The organism is Symmachiella macrocystis, assembly GCF_007860075.1.
GTDB classification, from domain to species: domain Bacteria; phylum Planctomycetota; class Planctomycetia; order Planctomycetales; family Planctomycetaceae; genus Symmachiella; species Symmachiella macrocystis.
The window spans coordinates 2,210,332-2,233,875 of sequence record NZ_SJPP01000001.1; the positions used below are offsets into that span (position 1 = coordinate 2,210,332).

Genomic DNA, 23,544 nt, shown 5'->3' on the forward strand with positions numbered 1-23,544 from the left:
CGTTGAGTCATTCCTAGTCAGCACGGTAGAAAAATCAGAGCGGGTCGAGGTGGGGAATGTCAGGACGGATCGTGCAGGGGGCATCGATCACAAGAAACAGGAATGACCGCAGCTTGGTCGCCCGGCCAATCATGAACCTGTTACTAATTGGTTTTCAATTTGTCATGAAACTCTTTTTTGAGTTTTTCAATCTTCGGTCGGATCACAAATTGGCAATACGGTTGTTGCTCGTTGAGATCATAGTAGTTTTGATGATAATCCTCGGCCGGGAAAAACTCCTGAGCAGCTACGATTTCAGTCACGATCGGGTTTGCGAATGACCCCGATTCGTCGAGCTGTTTTTTGTACGCTTCCGCCTGTTGTTGTTGCTCGGGGCTGTGATAGAAAATTGCCGAACGGTATTGCGTGCCGGTATCGTTGCCTTGACGGTTCAGTGTTGTCGGGTCGTGCGTTTGCCAAAAGACTTTGAGCAAATCGGCAAACGTCACCACCGAGGGGTCAAAGGTAATCTGCACCACCTCCGCATGTCCGGTTCTGCCGGTGCAGATTTGCTCGTAGGTCGGATTGGGCACTTGACCGCCGGTGTAGCCGGAGACCACCGACTGGACCCCCTTCAATTGCAGAAACACCCCTTCGGTACACCAAAAACAGCCGGCGCCGAAAGTCGCAACTTCCGTCGCAGCAGGACCGGCCGGTTCGACGGCATCGGTTTGAGGGGTCGGTTCTGGTTTGTTTGATTCAGGCATCGGTTGTTGTCTCGCGTAAATCGTGGCAAAGAGTAATCCGCCGCCAATAAAAATCGCGGCGAGAATTCGATGGCTGGTGCGCATGTTGTTCTCGTCTGTTTTGATGGAAATCGGACGTTCGGCTCGCATTCCGTCGGCAGCTCCGGCAAGCCCGGCCACCGACAGTATCTTAACCACCCGCCTCAAAGCCTGGAAAGAGCGTCATAGGTCTCTCGACGATTTTTCCGCAGGCATAGTGAGCTTTCTACGAACCGACTAAGATTGCAATACGGCGGATCCGCAACCCAGGATGGCCATTATTCTTAGCCACAGATGAACACGGATCAAACACAGATTTTACGGAATGGCTAACAAAACCCCCAAACCGACCGCTTGCGGTCGCAGTGTGCGATCCCTACCGAACAACGCGCCCAGGTAATTTCTGAAACCAGACGATTGCCCACAAGATTGATGCAAAAAGCGAGAGAGAAGTAAGTATGCGGCGAGAATTCAAAGGGTGTCGACAGAGCGCGATTGTACTCGCAGTCTGCGTGGTCGGTACGGTCATGAACCAAGTCACCTGCCGGGCCGACGCAGCCGACACCAAACTGCAACAGGCTCTTCAGGGGAACTACGAGCCAATCGATTTGTCCCTGTTCAGAGACAGCATTCACCACTGGCAAATGAAGGACGGTCGTGGCCGGAATGACCTACGGTATCGCCCCGAGCAAATCGTGCATATCGCGGAAAACCTGTTGCGATATCAAAACGCCGATGGCGGATGGCCCACCAACTTGGATTGGCTGGCCGAGATCGATGTGGAGGAAATCCGCAAAATTCGCAAAGGCTCCCTCGGCCGCAGTACCTTTGACAACCGCAACACGTACCCGCAAATCGAGTATCTCGCCCGGGTCTTTCAAGTCACCGGGTTGCCGCGCTATCGCAAGGCAGCGGTGAAGGGTTTGGATTATCTCCTCCGAGAACAACGACCGACCGGCGGGTGGCGGGGCAAGGATGTCGATGCCATCACCTTCAACGACGACGTGATGGTGGGAGTGATGAGGTTGCTCCTAAAAATCCGCAACGGTAGCCCGGACTTCGCATGGTTAGACCCCCAATTGCGCGCCCGGTTGGACCGCTCCCTGGAACAGGCCATCGACGCCACGTTGAAATGCCAGATTGAAGTGAATGGCCGTAAAACTGCCTGGTGTCAACAGCACGACCATGTCACATTCGCGCCCGTCCGCGCAAGAACCTACGAACTCCCATCGATCACACCCCAAGAAAGCACAGGCGTGGTCCGGTTCTTGATGGAACTGCCCCACCCGTCCCCGGAAGTGATCGAAGCTGTCGAGAGTGCGATGGCTTGGTTTGAAGCATCCAAAATCGAAGGGCTACGAATCAAGACCATTCCGATCACGCCGGTCCGATTCGAAAACTTTACCGCCAAGATCGATCGGATCGAAGTCCAGGACCCACAAGCGCCGCCGATTTGGACCCGCTACTATGAAATCGAAACCAACCGGCCCTTTTTCTGTAATCGCGACGGCATCAAAGTCTATCGCCTGGCCGACGTCAAACTCGAACGCCGCGTCGGCTATGGCTGGTACGGCAATTGGCCGGTGCATTTGAAAACGGATCTTTACCCCGCCTGGAAAGCACGAATCTCCACACCAAAAAGCCCATAAGGGCGCAAAATCTCGCCGATGTCGCCTCATTCTGGTCCGCAGGTCACAATCACGCGTCGATGCTTCTTCAAGGGTGGACTGCCGTTGTCGCTCACCGTGCAAACCAGGTGCATGGTTTGCCCCGCTTGGGCATCGTCGGGTACACGAAACGTTGCTCGTTGCGCCTCGGCATTTTCAATCGTCAGCGCCGCCGGATACGTGCCCGCTTCCTGATACGGCCACCACTGGTACTGCAGCGTGTCCCCGTCGGGGTCGCTAGCTTCCGCCTCGAGCATGATGTTCGCTCCCGGTGAAGCTGTGATATCCTGCTCGTGTCGGAGTGTGACGACCGGATGATGATTCGCTTGTTCGTAGTCTTTCACACACCAATCGGCCCGTGCAGCCCAGTCGTTTTGAAATTCGATGGCCCAACGACTGATCGAATGCGGTCCCGGTTGCTTGCCATCCACCGACCTCCACAGATGCGGCTTGGCTTGATAGAAGCGGCCGCCCCAACCGCCATACGTGGGATGCTCATCACTACGCAGACCGGTGTTGATCACATGCAAAAATGCAGGGGAATCTCCTTCGGAGCGAAAGCGGAGTTCCTTGTGTTCGTACAGATCTAACAACGGGCCATGTTTTTTTAAAAGGTTTTCCCGCATCCAAACGCGGCCGAAATATTTTTTCTCGTCCGGCGGCAGAAGTTTGCCCCAGCCATAGGCGATGGCGCCGAAGGAAGGATAATTGCTGAGCAAGACTTCCACGTTCGGCCATGCTTTGCGGATGTACGTGTCATACGTGTTGTCCTGATGCGTGATCAAGTAGATTTTGGCCTTGGCTGAAACCTCTTCGACGCGGTTGGGATATTTTTCTTCAATGGTCTTCAGCGCACGGGCAATTGTATTAACGCCTCCCCAGGCCTGCAGCCATACGGGCGAGGGGTCCTTTTCCAACAGCACTTCGACAATACGATTCGATCCCGGGGTGGCTTCGCGCATATCCCCTTCGAGTTCGATATTGCCCACAAACACTTGGCTCCGTAGCTCGTCAGCCGTGGGATACCCCGGAGCGTGTTGTTTGAGCAGTGGGTAAACCGCTTCATAAGCGGCGAGTTGCTCGTCCAACCAGGAGATTTCATTCCACTTGTGGCCGGGTTGCTGTGTATTGCCTTTCCAGTGGTGTTTCGAACTGGAATGAATGAGTCCGCGGATATCCCAATCATTGGCGTACAACAAGAAGCGGTTCATCGAACAGCGATCGTCCACTTCGCCATCGGTCGTCACAATCACCCGCGGACGCTCGATGGCCTCCGCTGCTGAGGCAGCCGCCGTGACCGCCAGGAAAACTAGGGTGGCCGCAAGACCCATCGCTCCACATTTGTTCATCTCTGTAACCTTTAAGAGTAACTGAGCAGGAAAGTCCAAAATAACCACAGCAGTTGCTGCTTGTGATCCATCGGTGTTTGATCAATAATTTAGATGGTATTATCGAGGATTGCGACCTGAGCCGCTAGATCCGTAGATCACATTTCTGAGCGAGATTTGTTTCCCTCGATGGCAACGTCCCCTCATCGTCGCCCCAGTGGCAAAAACACATCGTGCCAATCACTCACACAGATCGGGACTTCAAGTTCCAAATAAGGGAAGATCATGCAAGACAATCCCGTGAAACGAAAATTAGCTTCCGGCGACTTTTCACTCGGCACGTTTGTTTTTGAATTCAATACGACCGGAGTCGCCCGCATCGCTGCTGAAGCCGGGGCGGAATTTATTGTCTTCGATATGGAGCATACCGGCTGGAGTGTCGAGTCGATCCGTATGTTGATGGCGACCACGCCCGACGGAACAGTCCCGATCGTCCGCGTACCAGTCACGGAATATCACTTCATCGCGCGGATCTTTGATATGGGCGCGATGGGGGTCATGGTGCCGATGGTGGAAACGGCCGAACAGGCGGAATTGATTGTCCGCAGCGCGAAGTATCCCCCCGCCGGCCGCCGCGGAGCTGCGTTTGGCGTTGCCCACGACGACTACCAAGGCGGTGATATCGTTGAAAAAATGAACAGCGCCAATTCTCAACAGCATCTGATTGCCCAAATCGAAACAGCAACGGGCGTTGAGAACGTCGATGCGATCGCAGCTGTGCCGGGCATCGACGTATTGTGGATTGGTCATTTCGACCTCTCGAATTCACTGGGAATTCCCGCGCAATTCGATCATCCCCAATTCAAATCCGCTGTGAGTCGCGTACTCGAAGCCGCCCACAAACATGGCAAGATCGGCGGCTTCATGGCGGATGGCGTGGATAATGCCAATGCGCTGATCAAACAAGGCTTTCAAATGATCGCGTTTGGCGGCGACCTCTGGATCTACCAGCAAGCGTTGGCCGACGGATTGAGTGCGGTTCGCGAACAAGCTCAATAGCTGCATGCGACTCCAAGGGAGCCTCAGTGATTCGCGACGACAGAACAACGACAATTCAGACCAGAATGAGACATCTTCGAGGTGAACGTATGCTTGCAGTGAGGTTGATACTGCTGTTTTTAGTCGCGCTCACTCAACTGGCAGTTCCCCTTGTGGCTGCGCCGCCGATCATTCCGCGTCGCCAGGACAAACCCCCCGGGCCACCGCTCTCGCCGCAAGATGCAATCGCCAAGATGATGGTTCCAGACGGCTTCACGGTCGAGTTGGTGGCATCCGAGCCGGATATCGTCAATCCCGTGGCGATGACGTTCGATGAACGCGGCCGGATTTGGATCACCGAGAGCGTGGAATACCCCCGGTCCTCCCCCGGCAAGGGCCGCGACCGCATCAAAGTCTTAGAGGATACCAACGGTGACGGCCGCGTCGACAAAACGACGGTCTTTGCCGACGGGCTGAACATTCCCTCGGGCATTGCTGTAGGATACGGCGGTGTCTGGGTGGCAAATGCGCCCGATATTCTGTTTCTCCGCGATACCGACGGCGACTTAAAAGCCGATACGACAGAGGTCGTCGTCACCGGCTTCGGTCGCGACGATACGCACGAATTGCCCAACTCTCTCACCTGGGGACCCGACGGTTATTTGTACGGCCTCAATGGCGTCTTCAATCACAGTCATGTGCGGCAAAACGGTAAGGAATTCGACTTCACCTGTGCGCTGTTCCGCATCAATCCACGGACGCGCGAATTCGAACTGTTCTGCGAAGGGACCAGCAACCCCTGGGGCGTCACCTGGGATGAGGAAGGCAGCGCGTTCATCAGCGCGTGTGTGATCGACCACCTGTGGCATCTGACCGAGACCGGTTACTACCATCGCCAAGGTGGCCCCTATCCGCCCTTCACTTGGAAACTGCAATCGATTGTCGAACACAAGCATCAAAAAGCGGCCTACTGCGGCATTCACTATTTCGACAGCGACGCCTATCCCCCGGAGTACCGCAACCGTTTGTACATGGGCAATATCCATGGCGGCTGTCTCAATGTGGATGTGTTGGAGCGGAAGGGTTCGACCTATTTCGCGTCGCCGCGCCCCGATTTCCTCACAGCTAACGATGTCTGGTTCATGCCGGTGGCACAAAAAACCGGGCCCGACGGCTGCCTGTACGTTCTCGACTGGTACGATCGCTACCATTGCTATCAGGACGCGCGCCGCGACGCGCCGGGCGTCGATCGCCTGAAAGGCAGGCTGTATCGCATTCGTTACAACAACACCCCGCGTGCCGAGTCGTTTGACATGGCAAGCGAATCGGGGGATGAGTTGATCGAGCGGTTAAGCGGACCGAACGATTATTTTCGCGGCGTGGCGCAACGACTACTCGCTGAACGAAACGATGCCACCACCAACCGCAAGCTGCAGGAGCTTTGCCGCAACAACGACGCACCACGAAAAACCCGTTTGCACGCGTTGTGGGCATTGATTGGCACCGGGGCGTTGGAGGAACCATTCCACCGCCGGTTGTTGGATCACGACGATGCCATCTTCCGCGCATGGGGCGTGCGCGCCGCTGGAAACTTTGGCGAAGTGTCCGACGATATCGACCAACGGATCGCAGTGCTGGCCAGCGACGACTCACCCGATGTTCAACTGCAAGTGGCCATCGCCGCCCCGAAGATCGACGACCTCGACACGATGCCGGTACTGTTGGACGTGCTATCGCATTGCGACAACGATCAACTGATTCCACACATCGTCTGGCAGAATCTACACCCCCGATTGGATGAGCAGCCGCAGCGGTTCATTGAGTTGCTGACGCAGCGAGATTTCCAGCAAGATCGAAACATCATGGCCTTGTTGCCGCGGCTGTTGGATCGCCTGCTGGCCGTCGAACAAGGGGGCCCGGAATCAGCGGCGCAGATCTATAGCACCCTGATCGCTCCCGACGACCAGCAAGCCGAACCTAACGATTCTCTGATTGTGCTGGCCAAGCGGATTCAAACCGGGGAATTGGCCGGCGACCGCTTATCGCGACTCCGCACAATTTTGGAACCTCGGGTGCAACCGTTACTCACGGATGACGCCATGCCGCCGCATGCTGATATCGTCGTTTTGGCTGCGTCCTGGGGTGACAAGGCATCGCTGGATATTTGCCGCCAACTTTTTGAATCAGGCGAACACCCCACGCCGGATCGAATCCGCGCGTTGGAGGTGCTTGCCTCGCAAAATGACAAGACAATCCTGCCGACCGTGCAAGGAATATTGACCGATCCGGAACGGCATGCGCAACAATTTCGCGCAGCGATCATCACCACATTGGGACAAATGCAAGATCCCGGCGTGGCGGACGTGATTCTGGCAGCATATTCCGGCTTGGAACCAGATCTGCAACCCGATGCGATTGAACGACTCACCGATCGTGGTCACTGGAGCAAAAAACTACTGACCGCCATCGACGAAAAGAAAATTCCCGCCAGTGCGATCAACGTCAACCAAGTCCGCAAGCTGCTCACCAGCCACGATAAGGAATTGGTCAAATCTGTGCGATCCGTTTGGGGCACAGTACGGACGAAACGCGATCCCAACCGTGAAAAGGTACTGGCTCAAATGCGCACCTTTCTTCGCAAAACCCCCGGCGATGCAACCGCCGGGCAGCAAGTGTTTCACAAATTGTGCGGCCAATGTCACACAATTCACGGCAAAGGGGCCGACCTTGGCCCCGATATCACCGTCAACGGTCGGGCCTCGTACGAGCAATTGCTCTCCAATGTGTTTGATCCCAGTTTGGTGATCGGCGCCGCCTACCAGGCTACGATCATCGCGACGACCAAAGGGCGTGTCGTGACGGGTCTCGTGGTGGAGGACAATGCGCAGCGAATCGTGCTCAAAGTGCAAGGCGGCAAACTGGAGACCATTCCCCGCGACCAGATCGACGAACGCATCGTGAGCAAACTCTCGATGATGCCCGAAAATTTGGAGTCTCAACTCAAGCCGCAGGAAATGGCCGACCTGTTTGAATTCCTAACACGCGCCACCCCGCCCGGCGATCCCCAGCCCCGCCATATCCCGGGGACGCCGTCGCAGAAGTGAACGCCCTCGGCACCGCGCCGGAGGGCGTGGACACCGACGCCGTTAGGGGACAAAGACAATGTTGCCGATGTCGGTGACATTGCCGGTCGGTATGCCATTGGACGCAGCGAAACTGGCCTTGTCGGCAAAACCATCCACGATGATCGATCCCCCCAGCGCTTGGAATAGCGATACCGTACCACTTCCCCCAGCAAGCACGTTGTTGGTGGCCTGCAAAGTCAGGCTGCCGCCCCCGAGCACAATGCGTTCCGCGAAGATCTCGCTGGACAGTAACGATGAAATCGTCGATCCGTCCACTGTCGCCGTCGTGGAGTCCTTTGCATAAATTCCAATCGAAGAAATCCCGATGGTCGTGATGGTGCTTGCGTTGCCGACGTTCAATACGGAGGAATCTACAATCTCGATGCCTGTTGCTGACAAACCAATGGTCGATATTAAACTTCCGTTGTCAACGAAAGGCGTCGAATCATCCTTGCTATAAATACCGTGGGCGCGGAGTCCGCTGGTGGTGACACGACTGCCATTGTCCACCATCACCCAGGCGCTGTCCTGGGTAAAGATGCCCACTGCGTCGGTGGCGGTGGTCGTAATGATACTGCCATTGTCAATCGTCAACGTCGACAAGCCACCCGCCCCGATGCCGTTGGCGAACGCACCGTGCGTTGTCACGCTGCTCAATGCGTCGATCGTCCCCGCAGCTGTCCCGTTCAAATAGACACCCAATGCCAAGTCGGCATGTGTCGTAATACTGCTCAGATTGTCGACGAGCAGCGTCGAGCCATCCGCTGCCGAAATACCATGTGCGGAGATTCCGTTGGTGGTAATGCTACTGCTGTTGTCGACCGTCACCCAGGCGGTGTTGTAGGCGAAGATGCCATGTGAATCCAAGCCGTTGGTGGTAATGCTGCTGCCGTTGTCGACCGTCAGCGTCGACCCGCCTCCTATGATGGCGCCATAGGCACCTACGCCGGCGGTATTGATTGAACTAGCATGGTCAACCGTGATCGTGGAGGCATCGAACGCATTGATGCCGAAGGCACCAACCCCCAGGGTATTGACGGCCCCCCCGTTGTCGACGAGTACCACCGAAGTATCAGTGGCAACGATACCGTGCGAACCCAACCCGTTTGTGGTGACTCGACTTCCATTGTCGATTGTGACTTCGGACGTATCATCAGCCGTAACGCCAAAGGCAATCGCCCCGGTAGTGGTGATCCAACTGCCATTGTCAACTGTAGCGGCCGAGGCGTCCTCTAAAAAGACGCCAAAGGCACCGCCGCCAGAGGTATTCACGCGGCTTTCGTTGTCGACGATCAACGTCGAAACTTCAATCGCCTGGAGACCATGGGCGTCGATTCCCAAGGTCGTGATGATACTGTTGTTATCCACCGTGACCCACGAGGAATCCTCCGCAAAAATACCGACCGCTTCTAATCCCAATGTGTTAATTTCACTGGTATGGTCAACAGTGACCGTTGTGTTGTCGATCGCACTGATACCAAATGCACCAATCCCGATCGTGTTGATGCGACTTCCGTTATCCACCGTCACCACCGAAGTGTCGACGGCAATAATGCCGTGCGAACCCAACCCAGCCGTGTTCACACGACTGCTGCGGTCTACTGTCAATTCCGAAGAGTTCTCAGCAACGACGCCGTAAGCGGCGGCTCCCAACGTGTTGATTTGGCTCGAGCGGTCGATGGTCGCGGTTGAGGAATCGTGCAAATAGACGCCGAACGCTCCCCCGCCGCCGGTCTCCACCCGACTGCTATTGTCGACTGTCAACGCCGAGGTGTCTGTCATGACAACACCATGAGCATCAATCCCGACGGTGGTGACCAAACTGCCGTTGTCAATTCTCGCCCAGGATGTGTCATCCCCAAAAATGCCGAGTCCCCGCAGTCCCACGGTCGTCACTTCACTACCGTTGTCAATCACCGCACTGGACGAATCATCCAGGAAGATACCGAGCGAATCGACTCCCTTGGACTTGATACGACTATTATTGTCCACAAGGAGTGTGGAGGAACTCACCGCATGGATACCGTCAGCCAATCCAGCATTGGTGGTCACACGACTCCCGTTATCGATCTTGATCTCCGATGAATTGTCCGCATAGATACCGTGCGCGCTCAGTCCGCGGGTAATGACACGGCTGTCATTGTCGACCGTCACCGAGGACGTATCTTCCGCGATAACGCCGTAGGCACTAACGCCTGTAGTGGTGACAATACTCATGTGATCAATTTTGGCCGACGAGCCATCTTCCAAAAAGACCCCGTACGCTCCGAGACCGGCTGTGTTGATTTTGCTGTCATTATCAACGATCAACTCCGACGAGTCCGTCGCATAAACACCGTAGGCATCGAGACCCAATGTGTTGATTTCGCTACCGTTATCAACAGTTGCCTTTGAGGAATCCTCCAACCAGATGCCCAAAGCATCGGCTCCCACTGTGTTGATGCGACTTCCGTTGTCGACGGTCAGTCGCGAGGAACCTACCGCCTGGAGACCATCCGACAAGATTCCAGCGGTCGTAACGCGACTGCCGTTGTCGATGCGGACCGTTGAGAAGTTGTCCGCAAAAACCCCCTGTGAATCGACACCCGCGGTTTCGATTGTACTCCCATGGTTGACCACCACTTTGGAGGAATCCTCGGCCAGAATACCGTAGGCTTCGCCGCCCTTCGTAATGATTTCGCTACCGTTGTCGATGGTCACCTTGGAGGAGTCCGCTGCACGGACACCGTGCGTAAAGCCACCGAAGGTGGTGATCCGACTGGCGTTGTCGACTGTTGCCGTCGAAGATCCCACCGTTTCGATGCCGTGCGCAAACACTCCGAGAGTCGAGATCCGACTTGCTCCATCGACGGACACCCGGGAGGAGTCTTCGGCATAGATACCGTGGGCATCAAGTCCCGCGGTGGACACCGTGCTGCCACCGTCGAGGGTCACCCAGGAGTTGTCATCCGCAAAAATACCGTGAACTTCGATGCCCAAGGTTTCAATGTTACTTTTGTTACCAATCGTGACCGATGAGGAATCCACCGCAAAAACACCATAGGCCTCGAGTCCAGTCGTCTTGATATTATTGCTGCTATTGAAGATCAACGAAGAGGAATCTTGCACATAGGCACCATAGGCTCTGGCTCCCAAGGCGGTGATGTTCGTGTTCTCACCCGCAGTCACCGATGAGTTGCCAGTCAGATAAATCCCTTCGACGCTGTCCCCTGTTGTGTGGATCGTTACGTTATCGACCAACGCGTTTGCGGCATGGTTTCCAATGATGGCCGCTCCGGACTGCGGATCGTTGATCGTGAAATTCGTCGCCCACGTGTTGCTGGCCAACGCGACCGAGGGTCCCATCGAATTCTGAAAAATCGGAATCGCTCCGCCCGAACCATTGCCCGCCGGCAGCGTTACAAAGCCCAATTGCAACGTATCGATTTCATAAACCGCACCCCCACCTTCGCCCAACAAACGTTGGCGGTCCCGCAGTCGCAACGTCCCTTGGCCGTCAAAAGTGCTATCGGAGTACAGGTAAACAATGTCGTTGACTTTCGAAACCGGTAACACGCCACTCACATCATTGAGCGGATCCTCATACGTACCATCCCCCCCATTCGCCGCGGCACTGTTGACGTGCACGATCCGCAGGTCGGTTCCATCGGGGTTTTTCAGACGCTCTTCTAAATCGATGGGACCGGCGTCGATCGTCCCCCGCGCGACAGTAATCACCGATTTTCGGTAGACCGGATCATCCATACGATCGCGAACCACATCGCGATACATGGGCCGATCTCGTTTGAACAAATCGGAATAGATCGTCATGCCAAACACGACCTGCGTTTTGAAAAAGCGGTCGTGTTGAATTCCCAGGTTCACATCGATGCTGTTGGAGAAATTGGCGTTCAACCGCCCCGTGATGCCGGGCGCGTCTTGCAGGCTCGGATTATCGTAATAGTAACCGCCGACATACCCGCTGAGCACACCCCAATTGATCTGGTCGTCCGTCAATGGGCCCCCGACCTCGAAGTCGACGCCACGTAACGACTGCTCGATTTCAGACTCTTGCCCGTACGTGCCGCCGTACAGCAAAAAGTAATCCTGGAACCGCAACATCGGCGACCCACCGCCGACGATCCCGGTCGAATACGTCGAGAGGACTGTCCGATCGTGACTGATGGGCATGTAAAAGTTGTTGCGAAATTGCAACTCATCAAAAAACAACTCCCAGCCAAAGCCCATCTGGCGGTAAGTCGCATAGGGAGTCTGACGCTGGTCGGTGAAGACGTTGAGTCCCCAGACAACATCGGCACCTTCGAGGTAGCCGCGCAGACCACCACCGAGATTGTAGCCGAGATCGGAGTTTTCGTCGGCTAAGAGTCGCGTGTCAAAGAAGAACAACCGTTCTTCGTCGCCAAAAGGAATGAAGGCGCGCAGGTCGGAATAATTGTCATCGACACCATTCTGCCGCGTCTGCCCATGAAGACCGATGCGCGGCCCAAAGCTTTGCGCTGACGCATCCTGTGTCGCAGTGAGCACGATCAGCAGGAACAGGCCACAACCAACGGCAACTGTGGAACGATATGGTCGCACGACTCGCAACATTTTGTCGTCCTTGACAAAGAATTCGCAAATAAACAGTCCACGCATCTGCAGGGTAGCGTTTACTTAGTCGGTGGATCATGGTTCGTTCCGACGGCCAATAGAAACATTCCCGTAGGTTTCCGAGACATATCCTGCCGAAAGTTCAGCCTGTACCAGTTATTTCAATTACACCTCTCCCAACACATAAACTCTTTGTAGCGCGGTGCGGGGTGCCATCTCAAAACAGGGAGGGCAGTAATAGGCAATTGCATAGACGGATTTTGAAGATACGCTCTCAATTCGCGCCTGTTACGGCAGCGTCACGTCCCAGATTTTTGCGCGACGCGCCTTGCCTTTCGGCCCCTCAACATGCAGCGTCACGATGAATTCGCCCGGCTTTTTATAATGGTGTGTCGGGTGACGCTCGGTCGAGGACGTCCCGTCGCCAAAATCCCACCGCCAAGATGTGATGTCACCAAACGAACGATCGCGGAATGCCACATCTCGATTCGCGCGGTTAATGACCTGAAATGACCAATCCGCTTCGACCGGCTTGCGAAACTGCTTTTCCAAGGGCATCAACCGAAACGCAACCAAGTCCGAAGCATCCCCATACATGGTCGTCTTGTGCGACAGATTCCAAAACCCGGAGTAGCGTTCGGCCTGTTCGTCGTCGTAGTCCAGCACCGCCCAAGACAGGCCGATTTTTTTATCTTCTACTAGTTTCGTCGGCACTGCCCGCGCGGGGTCCGGGGGAGCGTAGTCGAAGGGCGTCACGAAAAATTCCAGCACGAGTTTCCCACTCTCGCCATGCTTGAAGTTGTACTTACAAGCTGCGTTGGCGTAGGGCAAATCTTTGATCCAAGGCTGCGCGCCCCACACCATCGCCCAGTCTTTCCCCTCGGCGGGCGTGAAGATGTGATAGTTTTGCGCATGCGCGCCGTGAAACAAAAAATGCGTGTCCAGTTTGTCGCGGAGCTTGGGATTGGGATGCATCTGACGAATCAACGGTCCGCCCGACAAATCACCGTCGACGACGATCTCGAAGATATCGTTGTGCAAATCCCCCCGGGCAAAGTCCCAATAATTGTCCTGGGCTTCATACAGAAAATAGAGCCGATTCAGCCCTTTCACCCAGCCGACTTTGACCTGCACATCAAGATTGTCCTGATCGTGCTTATCACCCAGGCCAACCACCGTCTCCCGGAGTTCCTTCGTGCCAATCGTGTACGACTCAGGAACAATGGACCAATCGTCGGCGTCGCCATCAATCCGCGGAATTTGATTCGCCGGAAACTGAAACACCTGATATTCAACTTCGGGCCGCTCCAAGCCGATGCTCAAAGCGGCAATCAACAGGCAAACAGAATGCATGGTTGTTCTCCTTCGAGTTCACACAGGGACTCGCTGAGAATAACCACACCCGACCTGCGCGTCCAATTGGTTGTGTTAGCCCCGCACAGGCAACCACAAAAAAACCATCGCTTCCCATGATCATCAAGAAAACCGAGAACCATCGTTTTTTCACAGCCGACACTTAGGCCAGCAGTTCTTTGACGATGCGCGTCGGTTCGACGCCGACCAAGCGTTGATCGAGTCCCTGATAGGAAAACGTGAGCTGATTCCCATCGAAGCCCAGCAGATGCAGGATCGTGCGGTGTAAATCGTGAACATGGACGCGGTCTTCAATCACATTGAATCCGAAATCGTCGCTAGCCCCTAACGTCACGCCCCCTTTCACGCCGCCGCCCGCAAGCCACATCGAAAAGGCATTGGGATGGTGGTCCCGGCCGTCGGTACTGCCTTGAACCATCGGCGTGCGTCCGAATTCGCCTCCCCAAATCACCAACGTCTCATCCAACAATCCGCGTTGTTTGAGATCTTTGACCAAGGCCGCGGACGCTTGTTCTGTGTCGATGCAGTTTTGCTTGAGACCTTTGACCAATCCACCATGTTGGTCCCAGGATTCGTGAAACAGTTCCACAAACCGCACGCCGCGCTCAATCATCCGCCGCGCCAGCAAACAGTTCATCGCAAATGACGGCACGCCCGGCTCCGCACCGTACATGTCCAGAATGTGCTGCGGCTCGCTGCTCATGTCCATCAGCTCCGGAGCACTGGACTGCATGCGATAAGCCATCTCGAAGGAATTGATCCGTGTGGCGATTTCCGGATCGCCGACTTGTTGTTGCCGCTTCTCGTTGAGCTGGGTAATGACATCCAACGAGTCCCGTTGCAGTTGCTGATCGACACCGGCGGGGTTGGACAGATACAAAACCGGATCACCCGTGCTGCGAAACGATACGCCTTGATAAACCGTCGGCAGAAACCCGCTGCCCCAATTGGCGTTCCCGCCGCTGGGACCTTTATTTCCCGAGCTGAGCACCACAAACGCCGGCAAGTCGCGTGATTCACTTCCCAACCCATACGTCGTCCAGGCACCAAGACTCGGCTTGCCGAATTGTTGCGAGCCGGTGCTCATAATAATCTGCGCCGGCGCATGATTGAACGCGTCGGTCACCATAGATTTGACAATGGCAATCTCATCCACAACCTCTGCCATATTCGGTAACAGTTCAGAGAGTTCCGCACCACATTCCCCATGCTTAGAAAACTGGAACTTGGGGCCTAACAGTTTGGAATTGGGGCTAATAAATGCCGCTCGGTAATCTTTAATCAGATCGGCCGGTGGAAGTTGCCCATCGAATTTGGCGAGCGCCGGTTTATAATCAAACAGCTCCAAATGACTGGGGCCACCCCCCATGAACAATTGAATGACGTTCTTCGCCCGCCCTGGAAAATGCGGCTGCTTGGGCGCGAGCGCGTCCGCTGCAAGGGCTTTTTGTTCCAGCAATTGCCCCAGCGCAATCGCACCCACCCCGATCCCGCACTCCTGCAGAAACCAGCGGCGGGAGGTCAGGCGTTGGTTCAGATTGTCAGAATTTATTGAAGACGGCATCGGATCATTTATTCTTTCGTGATGGTTTCGTCTAGGTTGAGCAGCACGCGACTCACGACTGTCCAGGCAGCCAACTGAATCTGTTCGACAATTTCCGGCAGCTCAGAAGTGTCCCCCTGCTGATTCCCCAGAATCTGTTTCGGATCGAGCGACCCGTCCTGGAGTCGCTGAGTTTGCTCATCGAGAAATTCGAGCAGCGTGGCGGATTCCTCCGGTGTCGGTTTGCGAGAAACGCAACTGCGAAACGCGAATTCCAATCGGTCCTGGTCGGATTCGCCACCCTGTGCGATCGTTTGTTGTGCCAATCCTTCCGCACATTCGAAAAACAGCGGTTCGTTGAGCGTTGTGAGTGCCTGGAGTGGCGAATTGGATCGCGGTCGTTGCACGGTCGCAATTTCGCCGCTGGGTGCGTCGAAGGCTTGCAAAGCTGGGTAGGGAATTGAACGAAAGCGAAAGGTGTAAAGCGCACGGCGATAACGTTGCGGACCGGTTTCCACATTCCAAGTCTTGTCGCCGTAGCTAGCCGGACGACGAAAGAGAAATTCCGGCGCCGGCGGAAAGACGCTCGGGCCACCCACTTTCTTTTCTAGCAGTCTACTTGCTGCAAGAAAAATATCGCGGACAACTTCAGCATCGACACGAAAACGAGGGCCACGAGCCAACAGTCGATTCACCGGATCGCGGGCCAGTAAATCCGCCGTGACCGAAGAGTCTTGTCGATAAGTGTTGGAAAGCACAATCTGGCGGTGGAGATGTTTGAGGCTCCACCCCTGCTCCACTAATTCCACGGATAGCCAATCCAACAACTCAGGATGCGATGGCAGACTCCCGGTCGATCCTAAGTCTTCGGGGGTATCCACAAGACCGGTCCCGAAATACGCTTGCCAGACCCGATTCACAATCGAGCGCGCTGTCGTGGGAGACTGTGGATCCACCAGCCATTTTGCAAAGGCCAGACGATTGACCGGTTTGCCTTGGGAGAGTGGATTGAGAAATTCCGGCACGGCTGGATCGGCGATATCTTTCGGTTTGAGAAAATCGCCGCGGTCCAACAAATGTGTGGGACGTTCGGCGTCACGTTCCCGCAGCACAAATTGTGTTGTCCCTTCGGGATGCTCGCTCCAGAGAGTTTCGATCTGCTCGTTCTCTGCGCTCCAGTCAGGGACCGTAGTCCGCCAATAACGAAACACCGTGCTCAACTGCGATTCGGTGCGGTCTTCCATCGGCACCTCAAGAATTTCTCGCACTGCAACCGAGAGCGGATCGGCGACCGCTTCCACCCCGGTTGCTGAAATACGAAACCGGCCCAAATTCAAGGTTTGATTGTCGTTGCTATTCGAACCGCCGTGACTTTGCGCCAAGCTAAAGACCAGCTTGGTTCCCCCCGGAAAAGCAACGTCTTTATCGGCAACGAAGACCGCTTTGCGCGGCTGATTTCTGCGCCCCGGCCCGGCATCGATCCCCCAGGCGGTTTTCTGGTCCCCATCGATCGCGTATTCCACAGAACCGGTGAGACCCGCCTTGGGATCTTTCCCATCGGTATACGGCGGACCCAGCTGCCGGTGATCATTGCTGAAATCCGCAGTCGCTCGCGCAAATTTGATATCGATTTTCTGCTGAGGGTCATCAACACTGACCGCTTGAGCTTTGAATTCCGACAGCGCCAGCAACCCGTTCAGCGCACGACCGGGACCACCGGCCGGCAGGTTCGGATCGTTGAGCACTTCCAATCGAAAGGAGCGGATGCTCGGGAGATCGGTGGTCACCGAAAACTGACCCGTCGAGCGCGTCGGGGCATAACCTTGCGCCAACAACGAGCCATCCTGCTGCTGTAAGTATCGCTGCGAATTGTTGCCGGCGTTCTCGATCGGCAGCATGGTCCACTGCGGTTGATCACCCCGAACCTGCTCTTCCCAGGCAGCCATCCGCTCTCGCCAATCCGATGTTGCCGCGCGGAGTTGCTCTTCGATCTCGTTGATCCGGCGAAAGATGTCGTCCCGTTTCTGTTGTTGAGCAACTGTATAGACCGTCGGTTGGGCTTCATGACAATTGTTCAAAAACGCGAACATGTTGTAGTAATCGTGATGGGTAAACGGATCGTACTTGTGGCTGTGACATTGCGCGCACTGCACGGTCAGGCCCAACACAGATTTGCCAACTGTATCCATGCGGTCGAACATCGCTTGCATGCGAAATTCTTCGGGGTCAATCCCCCCTTCTTCATTCAGCATCGAATTGCGCAGAAAACCGGTCGCCACAATCTGGTCTTGCGTGGCGTTCGGCAGCAGGTCGCCCGCGATTTGCTCGATGATGAATTGGTTGTAAGGCAAATCACGGTTCAATGCGTTGATCACCCAATCGCGATAGAACCACACCTCGCGCGGTTTGTCCTTTTCGAATCCATCCGAATCGGCGTAACGCGCCGCATCCAACCAGATTCGCCCCCAACGCTCTCCATAGTGCGGCGAGGCCAACAACCGTTCGACTTGCCGCTCATACGCAGCCGGCGATTCGTCCGCCAAGAACGCGTCGATCTCATCGACAGTCGGCGGCAGCCCGATCAAATCGAGACTCAACCGCCGCAACAATGTCACCCGTTTGGCTTCGGCAGTTGGAGCAAGGTCTTCTTGTTCCAACCGCTGCAGTATGAACGCATCGATGGCGTTGCGCACCCAAGCGGTATTTTTCACCGTGGGAACATCCGGCCGTTCCGGCGGAACAAAGGCCCAATGCCGCGACCACTGGGCCCCTTCGGCAATCCAACGGCGGATATTTTCGATTTGCGCTTTCGACAACGGCTCATGCCCCGAATCGGACGGAGGCATGATCAAGGCTTCATCGTCGGCCGTCAGACGGGCTAGGATTTCGCTGGCAGCGGGGTCTCCCGGTTTGATCACAAAAGTCCCATCGCGATCACGCGTCGCTTCTTCCGCAAGATCCAGCCGCAACTCCGCCTCGCGCGTCCCTTCATCCGGGCCATGACAAAGAAAACACCGCTCGAAAAGCAAAGGCAATATCTCTCGGCGAAACGAGACCTTCTCCGTGGAATCCTGTTTAGCGCTGGTCGGTTTGCTCGGCTCATCGGCATGCAGTTCTATTCCATAGAAAACCGCAGCGCCCACGAACAGGATCAGACATCCGCAAAATCGGATTGCACGCACCATCAAATCAGTCACCTTGGAGTGTTCGTAAAAGTCATTGCCCTCTCCCGTCATTCTACCCGACAAGAGAAGCACCGACCAGCGAATTCAACGGGGTGGCCACTCGCCCTACCCAAAGGCCATCACGGTTTCGACGGCAGCGGGACCTGGGATCGACTGGTGAGGTAAGCAAATAAATCGCGGATCTCTTCGGCCTTAAGTTGCTTCAGCAAACCGTCCGGCATGAGCGACATCTTTTGATTCACAACCTCTTCCACATCCGACCGATCGATCACTAAACGTTCCTTTTCCGTTTGCACCTCTAAAGTGCGGTCCGATTGCGCTACGACGACACCGGTCACAACGCGGCCGTCATTCAGCACAATCGCCGACGCTTGAAATTCCTGCCCCACCGAAGCACTGGGATCGACAATGTTTTCCAACAAGTAATTCAGATTCTGCCGGTTGGAACCGGTCAGATCCGGACCGACGCGTCCTCCCGCACCATAGAGCACGTGACAGTTGCTACACGTTTTCTCAAACAGCACACGCCCCTTGCCCGCATGGCCGGCTTGCAGCTTTTCAGGAGCCAGCGCCGCAGTCAATTCCGCGATACGTTTGACCTTCTCTTCCGAACTATCACGCAGTGCGCCCCACTGTTTGGTGAGCTCTTCATTCAGCGCCGGATCCTTAAAGCTGCGAATCTGTCGCGCATGAAATGCGGAAATGGCAGAGGGTTGAATCTTTCCCTCGGCAATTGACTTCAGTAATGCTCGGGCGGAAGCGGGACGCGAAGCAAGTGTCGCGATGGCCACTTCCCGCGCACTGGGTTCGAGTCGGGCATATCGTTCTAAAATTAGTCGCGGGATTTGAGGATCGTCAAACGCCGCAAAGCCGCGGAGGACTTCATTCATCAACACCAAATCGCCCAACACATGTTTGAGCAACGCCAATGCCTCGGGGGAACGGTCATCGACCAAAAACCGCAAAGCGTTCCGCCGCGTCTCCGCATCGGCATCCGTATCCGTCACAATCTCGCGCAACTCCGAAATCGCTTGGCCATCCCCAAACACCACCCCCAATTGCCGGGCTTGTTCTTGTACCTTTTCCGGGGCGGATGAAAACACAATCTCCGCCGCACGGGGCCACGTTTTCGGTTGCGGCGCTTTTCGCCAACCGCGCAAGGCGCCATTCATGCCCTGCAAAATATCCAACTGAAACTCGGCATCATTTCCTGTCCCGATGAGTTGCAGCAATTGGTCGACCGCTGCGGGCTGCGATTCCAAATCGCTGGTCAGACGACGAGCAATCAACCGTCGCAACAACCCAATCTTACTCCGTTCCGCCAAGGCGATTGATCGACCCGGATCGGTAGGAATCGCCGGTTCGATTCCATACCAAATCATCAACGGCAAGGCCCGGTCTTGGGCATCCGCCGCATGTTGTGCCAATGCGTCGGCGATGTCCCAACGACTCTCCAACGGAAGCCTCTGCAATGTGGAGGCCAAATGCAACCGCACCAAGCCCGACGGATCGGCCTGAGCCAGTTCGCGCATTTTCGCAATCGTCGGTGCGCTAAACGTACCATCATCCGCCAGCAAACGTAAAGCCCACACGCGGACATGCTCGTTGTCATCATCGAGTTGCCCGCGGAGCCACTCCTCATCGGTCGCACCAATCGCATACAGGCACCACATTGCTCGCAATTGGTGCGTCACGTCGGAATCTTCAGCAAACATTTTCAACAACGCCTTACGAGCCTGCGGCATCTCCTGCCCCAAAGCAGCGCGCTCCTGCAACAGACGTCGAGATTGGCGGGCGCTCCAGGCATTTTCGTGCGACTGTAATTTGACGAGTTTTAAGTCGCTCTGTTGCGCAAGGTCGAAATCACCGAGCGGTCGCGGCTGCCCATAGGTCATCTTGTAGATCCGACCTGATGTGCGGTGAATTCCGTCGTTGTCGTGGCATTCTCCACTATCAGACCAGTCGGCGATAAAGACACCCCCATCCGGCCCCGTGATCAAATCGAGTCCACGAAACCAAGGGTTGTCGACAATGAACAAATCGTCCGCATGTTTTCCCACATAGCCGGCCTGGTCACGCTCCAAACGATCGTTGTTCATCCGCCGACCGTGAAAGTTAAGCGTCAACATCGTCCCGCGATAACGCTCGGGCCAATTGTCTCCCTGATAAATCAGCAGCCCGCTATGCGCATGTCCGCCGCCGGCGGCCAACGTGGTATCGCTGACCCCTTTGCGGATCTGATGCCACACTTCTCCCGTGTCCCAGTGGAAATGATCCGCGCATTGCTCGATGAGTTCGTAAACGTACGGATTAAAATCGGCTCCATACATGCGGCGGTAATGCGCGCCGGGCACAAGATGCCACAAATGGCCGATCACCGTATTGATGAAAAACATCTCGCCATGTTCGTCGAAATCAAATCCCCAAGAATTCGTCGTGCCGTCGGCCACCACCTCAAACACCTTGCGCGTGGGATGATACCGCCAGATGCAGCAATTCAATTTGCGACGTTGAGACGCCGAAGCGCCAGGTGGACCGACAAACGATGTCGCTAGAATGCCATGCCGCCCATACAACCAACCATCCGGCCCCCAACGCAATCCGTTGACGATGTTGTGCCGGACCGATCCTTCATCCCAGCCATCCAGCACAACTTCCGGCGGTCCGTCGGGAACGTCGTCGTGATTTCGGTCGGGAATAAACAGCAATTGCGGCGCGCACAACACCCAGACGCCCCCCATGCCGACTTCCACACTGGTCAGTTTTTGGAGGTCATCGATAAACACCTTACGAACATCAAATTGACCGTCATCGTCGGTATCTTCTAGAATGACAATGCGATCATGCTGCGTCTTGTCGAATCCCAGCGGGTGCTCCGCATAGGTATAGTTTTCAGCAACCCACAACCGGCCCCGTTCATCGGTCGTCATGCCGATCGGCTGTTGGACGTCCGGTTCACCCGCAAACAGCGTGACCTGAAACCCGTCAGGAACCTGAATCCGCTCAACCGTCTCCGCTGCCGATGGCGGCGAACCTGCTTCGGTATTCCGCAAACGCGGTGCTTCTTCTGCTGCAAACAAAGTGCCACTAAAAACGGTCGCTACGAGCGCGGCCAGAATGCCCCGCAATTGATATTTCCAAAACGGCATGATGTCGCTGATTTACCTCAGTGAATTCAGTTCGGGGAATCGTCAAAGGTTGCTTAAAAAAGTGTAAGCCATTGATCGTCCGTTTCACAGCAAGTCGAGCACTCTGGTCCGCAAGGCCAAAGGCGTTGTCATCCGCCGAACCGTCGCGTACATTGACGAACGTACCCAAAAACCCATTCGAAGTCCTCTTCAATAAGACGCACATCATGCTCCCCCAACGCTTTCTCCCGACGTCGACAGACCTGCGCCGTATTCGCCCAGTCATCATGCTGCTCCTGGCCATGCAAGCCGTCGTCAGTGCCGAAGAACCTCAACCAGGTTCCTGGAAATACGCGCCCGAACTCCTGCGGCCCTTCTGGCAGGGAGACCGCGTCGAAGGGGAATCGGTCTTATTCATCAAAGATCCACAAACCGGCGGAGCCAAAGCCAGTCTGCTGTTCCCCGTGACCAAAATCGTAACCGTCCGGAACTCCGCCGGCGACGTGACCTACGAAGAAGGACGCGACTACACCTGGAAACCTGGTTCGCGCGAGATCGTTCTCCCAGCTGGTTCAAGAATCGCCTCGCAAACTCCGCAAGACCTGCGCCGCCCGGCCGGCTCGCAAAAATACCGCTTAACGCATCGCGACGGCAACGGCGAAATCTTCTTCGGCGCCGTCCTGGAATATGCCGATATGCAAACCTGCATCACCTACGAACACGCACCGGATCCATGGAAGTCCACGCTCCCCAAATTCGACGCGCAGGCGCTGCCGCGAACCGTCGACAAATTGACCAACAAGCAACCCCTCTCCATCGTGCTCATCGGCGACAGCATCTCCGCCGGGGCGAATTCCTCAGCACTGGGCAAGGCCCCTCCCTTTCAACCCGCCTATCCCGAACTCTTGCAGATCCACCTAGAATCGCGTTTCGGTGCACCCGTCGAACTCACCAACCTAGCTGTGGGTGGCACGACCACGACTTGGGGGCTAACGCAAATCGACAAGGTCATCGAATCCAAACCGGACCTGGTGATCCTCGCATTCGGCATGAACGACTCCTCCGGCCGCTCCGCCCAGGAGTATCAAGCCAACACACAAAAAATGATCGACCTGATTCGTGAACAACTGCCCGAAACCGAATTCATCCTGGTTGCCTCGATGCTGGGCAATCGCGATTGGACCGCTCTGAAACAAGAACTATTCCCCGCTTACCGCGACGCCCTGTCCCAACTCTGCAAACCGGGCATCGCCCTGGCCGATGTCACATCGATCTGGACCGAGATTTTAAACCACAAACAAGACTGGGACCAAACCGGCAACGGCGTCAACCACCCCAACGACTTCGGCCACCGCATCTACACCCAAACAATCGCCACCCTGCTCGAACCCGATACCAAACAAAAACCAAAAACCCCGTAGGTCAGGCTCCCACCTGACACATGGGCCGGTGGATGTCCTACATAGGGTCGTCAGGCGGGAGCCTGACCTACGGCACTTGATCAATCGTAAGCCGCCGGCGCGTTAATGCGACCTTTTCCACAATCGGCGCGCTATCCACCAGACCCCAAAGCAGACAATCGCCAAAGCACCCCACAACACGAAACTTGGCAGCTCAATGAACAGTATGGTTGGCCCCGACGTATTACCGCCGTGAAAATCGAAATGAAGCATCCTGCCGGAAAATCCAACTCCGGCAAATCCAGAAACATACAACATCAGCCCGACACCAATCGCGACAATCATAGCCACGATGAACACCAGGACGTTCCAGATTTTTTCCACGCGTGATTCTCCCTTAAC

12 protein-coding genes are annotated in these 23,544 nt (G+C 55.6%); 4 read left to right on the forward strand and 8 right to left on the reverse strand.

Going from position 1 to position 23,544, the window contains the following annotated elements:
* Positions 1-143: 143 nt before the first annotated feature.
* Positions 144-875 (reverse strand): peptide-methionine (S)-S-oxide reductase MsrA, encoded by a 732-nt coding sequence (msrA, locus tag CA54_RS08620; RefSeq protein ID WP_231963006.1) that lies wholly within the window; start codon positions 873-875, stop codon positions 144-146.
* 416 nt (positions 876-1,291) lie between these two features.
* Between msrA and pelA the strand changes: the two genes are divergently transcribed.
* Entirely contained in the window at positions 1,292-2,413 is a 1,122-nt protein-coding gene (gene pelA / locus CA54_RS08625; RefSeq protein WP_197532303.1) for a pectate lyase, read from the forward strand.
* Positions 2,414-2,439: 26 nt separating this feature from the next.
* On the opposite strand, the gene CA54_RS08630 is transcribed toward pelA, so the two are convergent.
* The gene (locus CA54_RS08630; RefSeq protein WP_197532304.1) at positions 2,440-3,780 is read right to left on the reverse strand and encodes a DUF1593 domain-containing protein; all 1,341 of its coding nucleotides are present in this window, start codon (positions 3,778-3,780) and stop codon (positions 2,440-2,442) included.
* 264 nt (positions 3,781-4,044) lie between these two features.
* On the opposite strand from CA54_RS08630, the gene CA54_RS08635 reads away from it, so the two are divergent.
* Positions 4,045-4,818, forward strand: coding sequence for an HpcH/HpaI aldolase family protein (locus CA54_RS08635; RefSeq protein WP_146370394.1), 774 nt, complete (start codon positions 4,045-4,047; stop codon positions 4,816-4,818).
* Positions 4,819-4,907: 89 nt separating this feature from the next.
* Entirely contained in the window at positions 4,908-7,901 is a 2,994-nt protein-coding gene (locus tag CA54_RS08640) for a PVC-type heme-binding CxxCH protein (protein WP_197532305.1), read from the forward strand.
* 42 nt (positions 7,902-7,943) lie between these two features.
* On the opposite strand, the gene CA54_RS08645 is transcribed toward CA54_RS08640, so the two are convergent.
* The 5 genes from CA54_RS08645 to CA54_RS08665 all read right to left on the reverse strand — a co-directional run bounded on the left by CA54_RS08645 (position 7,944) and on the right by CA54_RS08665 (position 21,763).
* Entirely contained in the window at positions 7,944-12,557 is a 4,614-nt protein-coding gene (locus CA54_RS08645) for an inverse autotransporter beta domain-containing protein (protein ID WP_146370395.1), read from the reverse strand.
* Between the two features lie 243 nt (positions 12,558-12,800).
* On the reverse strand, positions 12,801-13,865 hold the full coding sequence (locus tag CA54_RS08650) for a PKD domain-containing protein (RefSeq protein ID WP_146370396.1): 1,065 nt from the start codon (positions 13,863-13,865) through the stop codon (positions 12,801-12,803).
* 163 nt (positions 13,866-14,028) lie between these two features.
* On the reverse strand, positions 14,029-15,450 hold the full coding sequence (locus tag CA54_RS08655) for a DUF1501 domain-containing protein (RefSeq protein WP_146370397.1): 1,422 nt from the start codon (positions 15,448-15,450) through the stop codon (positions 14,029-14,031).
* Between the two features lie 8 nt (positions 15,451-15,458).
* Positions 15,459-18,614 (reverse strand): PSD1 and planctomycete cytochrome C domain-containing protein, encoded by a 3,156-nt coding sequence (locus tag CA54_RS08660; protein WP_146370398.1) that lies wholly within the window; start codon positions 18,612-18,614, stop codon positions 15,459-15,461.
* A 119-nt stretch (positions 18,615-18,733) separates the two neighbouring features.
* The gene (locus CA54_RS08665; RefSeq protein ID WP_146370399.1) at positions 18,734-21,763 is read right to left on the reverse strand and encodes a PVC-type heme-binding CxxCH protein; all 3,030 of its coding nucleotides are present in this window, start codon (positions 21,761-21,763) and stop codon (positions 18,734-18,736) included.
* Between the two features lie 152 nt (positions 21,764-21,915).
* On the opposite strand from CA54_RS08665, the gene CA54_RS08670 reads away from it, so the two are divergent.
* The gene (locus tag CA54_RS08670; RefSeq protein WP_146370400.1) at positions 21,916-23,163 is read left to right on the forward strand and encodes an SGNH/GDSL hydrolase family protein; all 1,248 of its coding nucleotides are present in this window, start codon (positions 21,916-21,918) and stop codon (positions 23,161-23,163) included.
* A 102-nt stretch (positions 23,164-23,265) separates the two neighbouring features.
* Here the strand turns inward: CA54_RS08670 and CA54_RS08675 are convergent, their stop codons facing one another.
* Entirely contained in the window at positions 23,266-23,526 is a 261-nt protein-coding gene (locus CA54_RS08675) for a hypothetical protein (RefSeq protein ID WP_146370401.1), read from the reverse strand.
* Between the last annotated feature and the right edge of the window lie 18 nt (positions 23,527-23,544).

Excerpts from the sequence above, each read along its gene's own strand:
- msrA (WP_231963006.1), bottom strand. The coding sequence starts at position 875 with ATGCGAGCCGAACGTCCGATTTCCATCAAAACAGACGAGAACAACATG.
- pelA (WP_197532303.1), top strand. The coding sequence starts at position 1,292 with ATGAACCAAGTCACCTGCCGGGCCGACGCAGCCGACACCAAACTGCAA.
- CA54_RS08630 (WP_197532304.1), bottom strand. The coding sequence starts at position 3,780 with ATGAACAAATGTGGAGCGATGGGTCTTGCGGCCACCCTAGTTTTCCTG.
- CA54_RS08635 (WP_146370394.1), top strand. The coding sequence starts at position 4,045 with ATGCAAGACAATCCCGTGAAACGAAAATTAGCTTCCGGCGACTTTTCA.
- CA54_RS08640 (WP_197532305.1), top strand. The coding sequence starts at position 4,908 with ATGCTTGCAGTGAGGTTGATACTGCTGTTTTTAGTCGCGCTCACTCAA.
- CA54_RS08645 (WP_146370395.1), bottom strand. The coding sequence starts at position 12,557 with ATGCGTGGACTGTTTATTTGCGAATTCTTTGTCAAGGACGACAAAATG.
- CA54_RS08650 (WP_146370396.1), bottom strand. The coding sequence starts at position 13,865 with ATGCATTCTGTTTGCCTGTTGATTGCCGCTTTGAGCATCGGCTTGGAG.
- CA54_RS08655 (WP_146370397.1), bottom strand. The coding sequence starts at position 15,450 with ATGCCGTCTTCAATAAATTCTGACAATCTGAACCAACGCCTGACCTCC.
- CA54_RS08660 (WP_146370398.1), bottom strand. The coding sequence starts at position 18,614 with ATGGTGCGTGCAATCCGATTTTGCGGATGTCTGATCCTGTTCGTGGGC.
- CA54_RS08665 (WP_146370399.1), bottom strand. The coding sequence starts at position 21,763 with ATGCCGTTTTGGAAATATCAATTGCGGGGCATTCTGGCCGCGCTCGTA.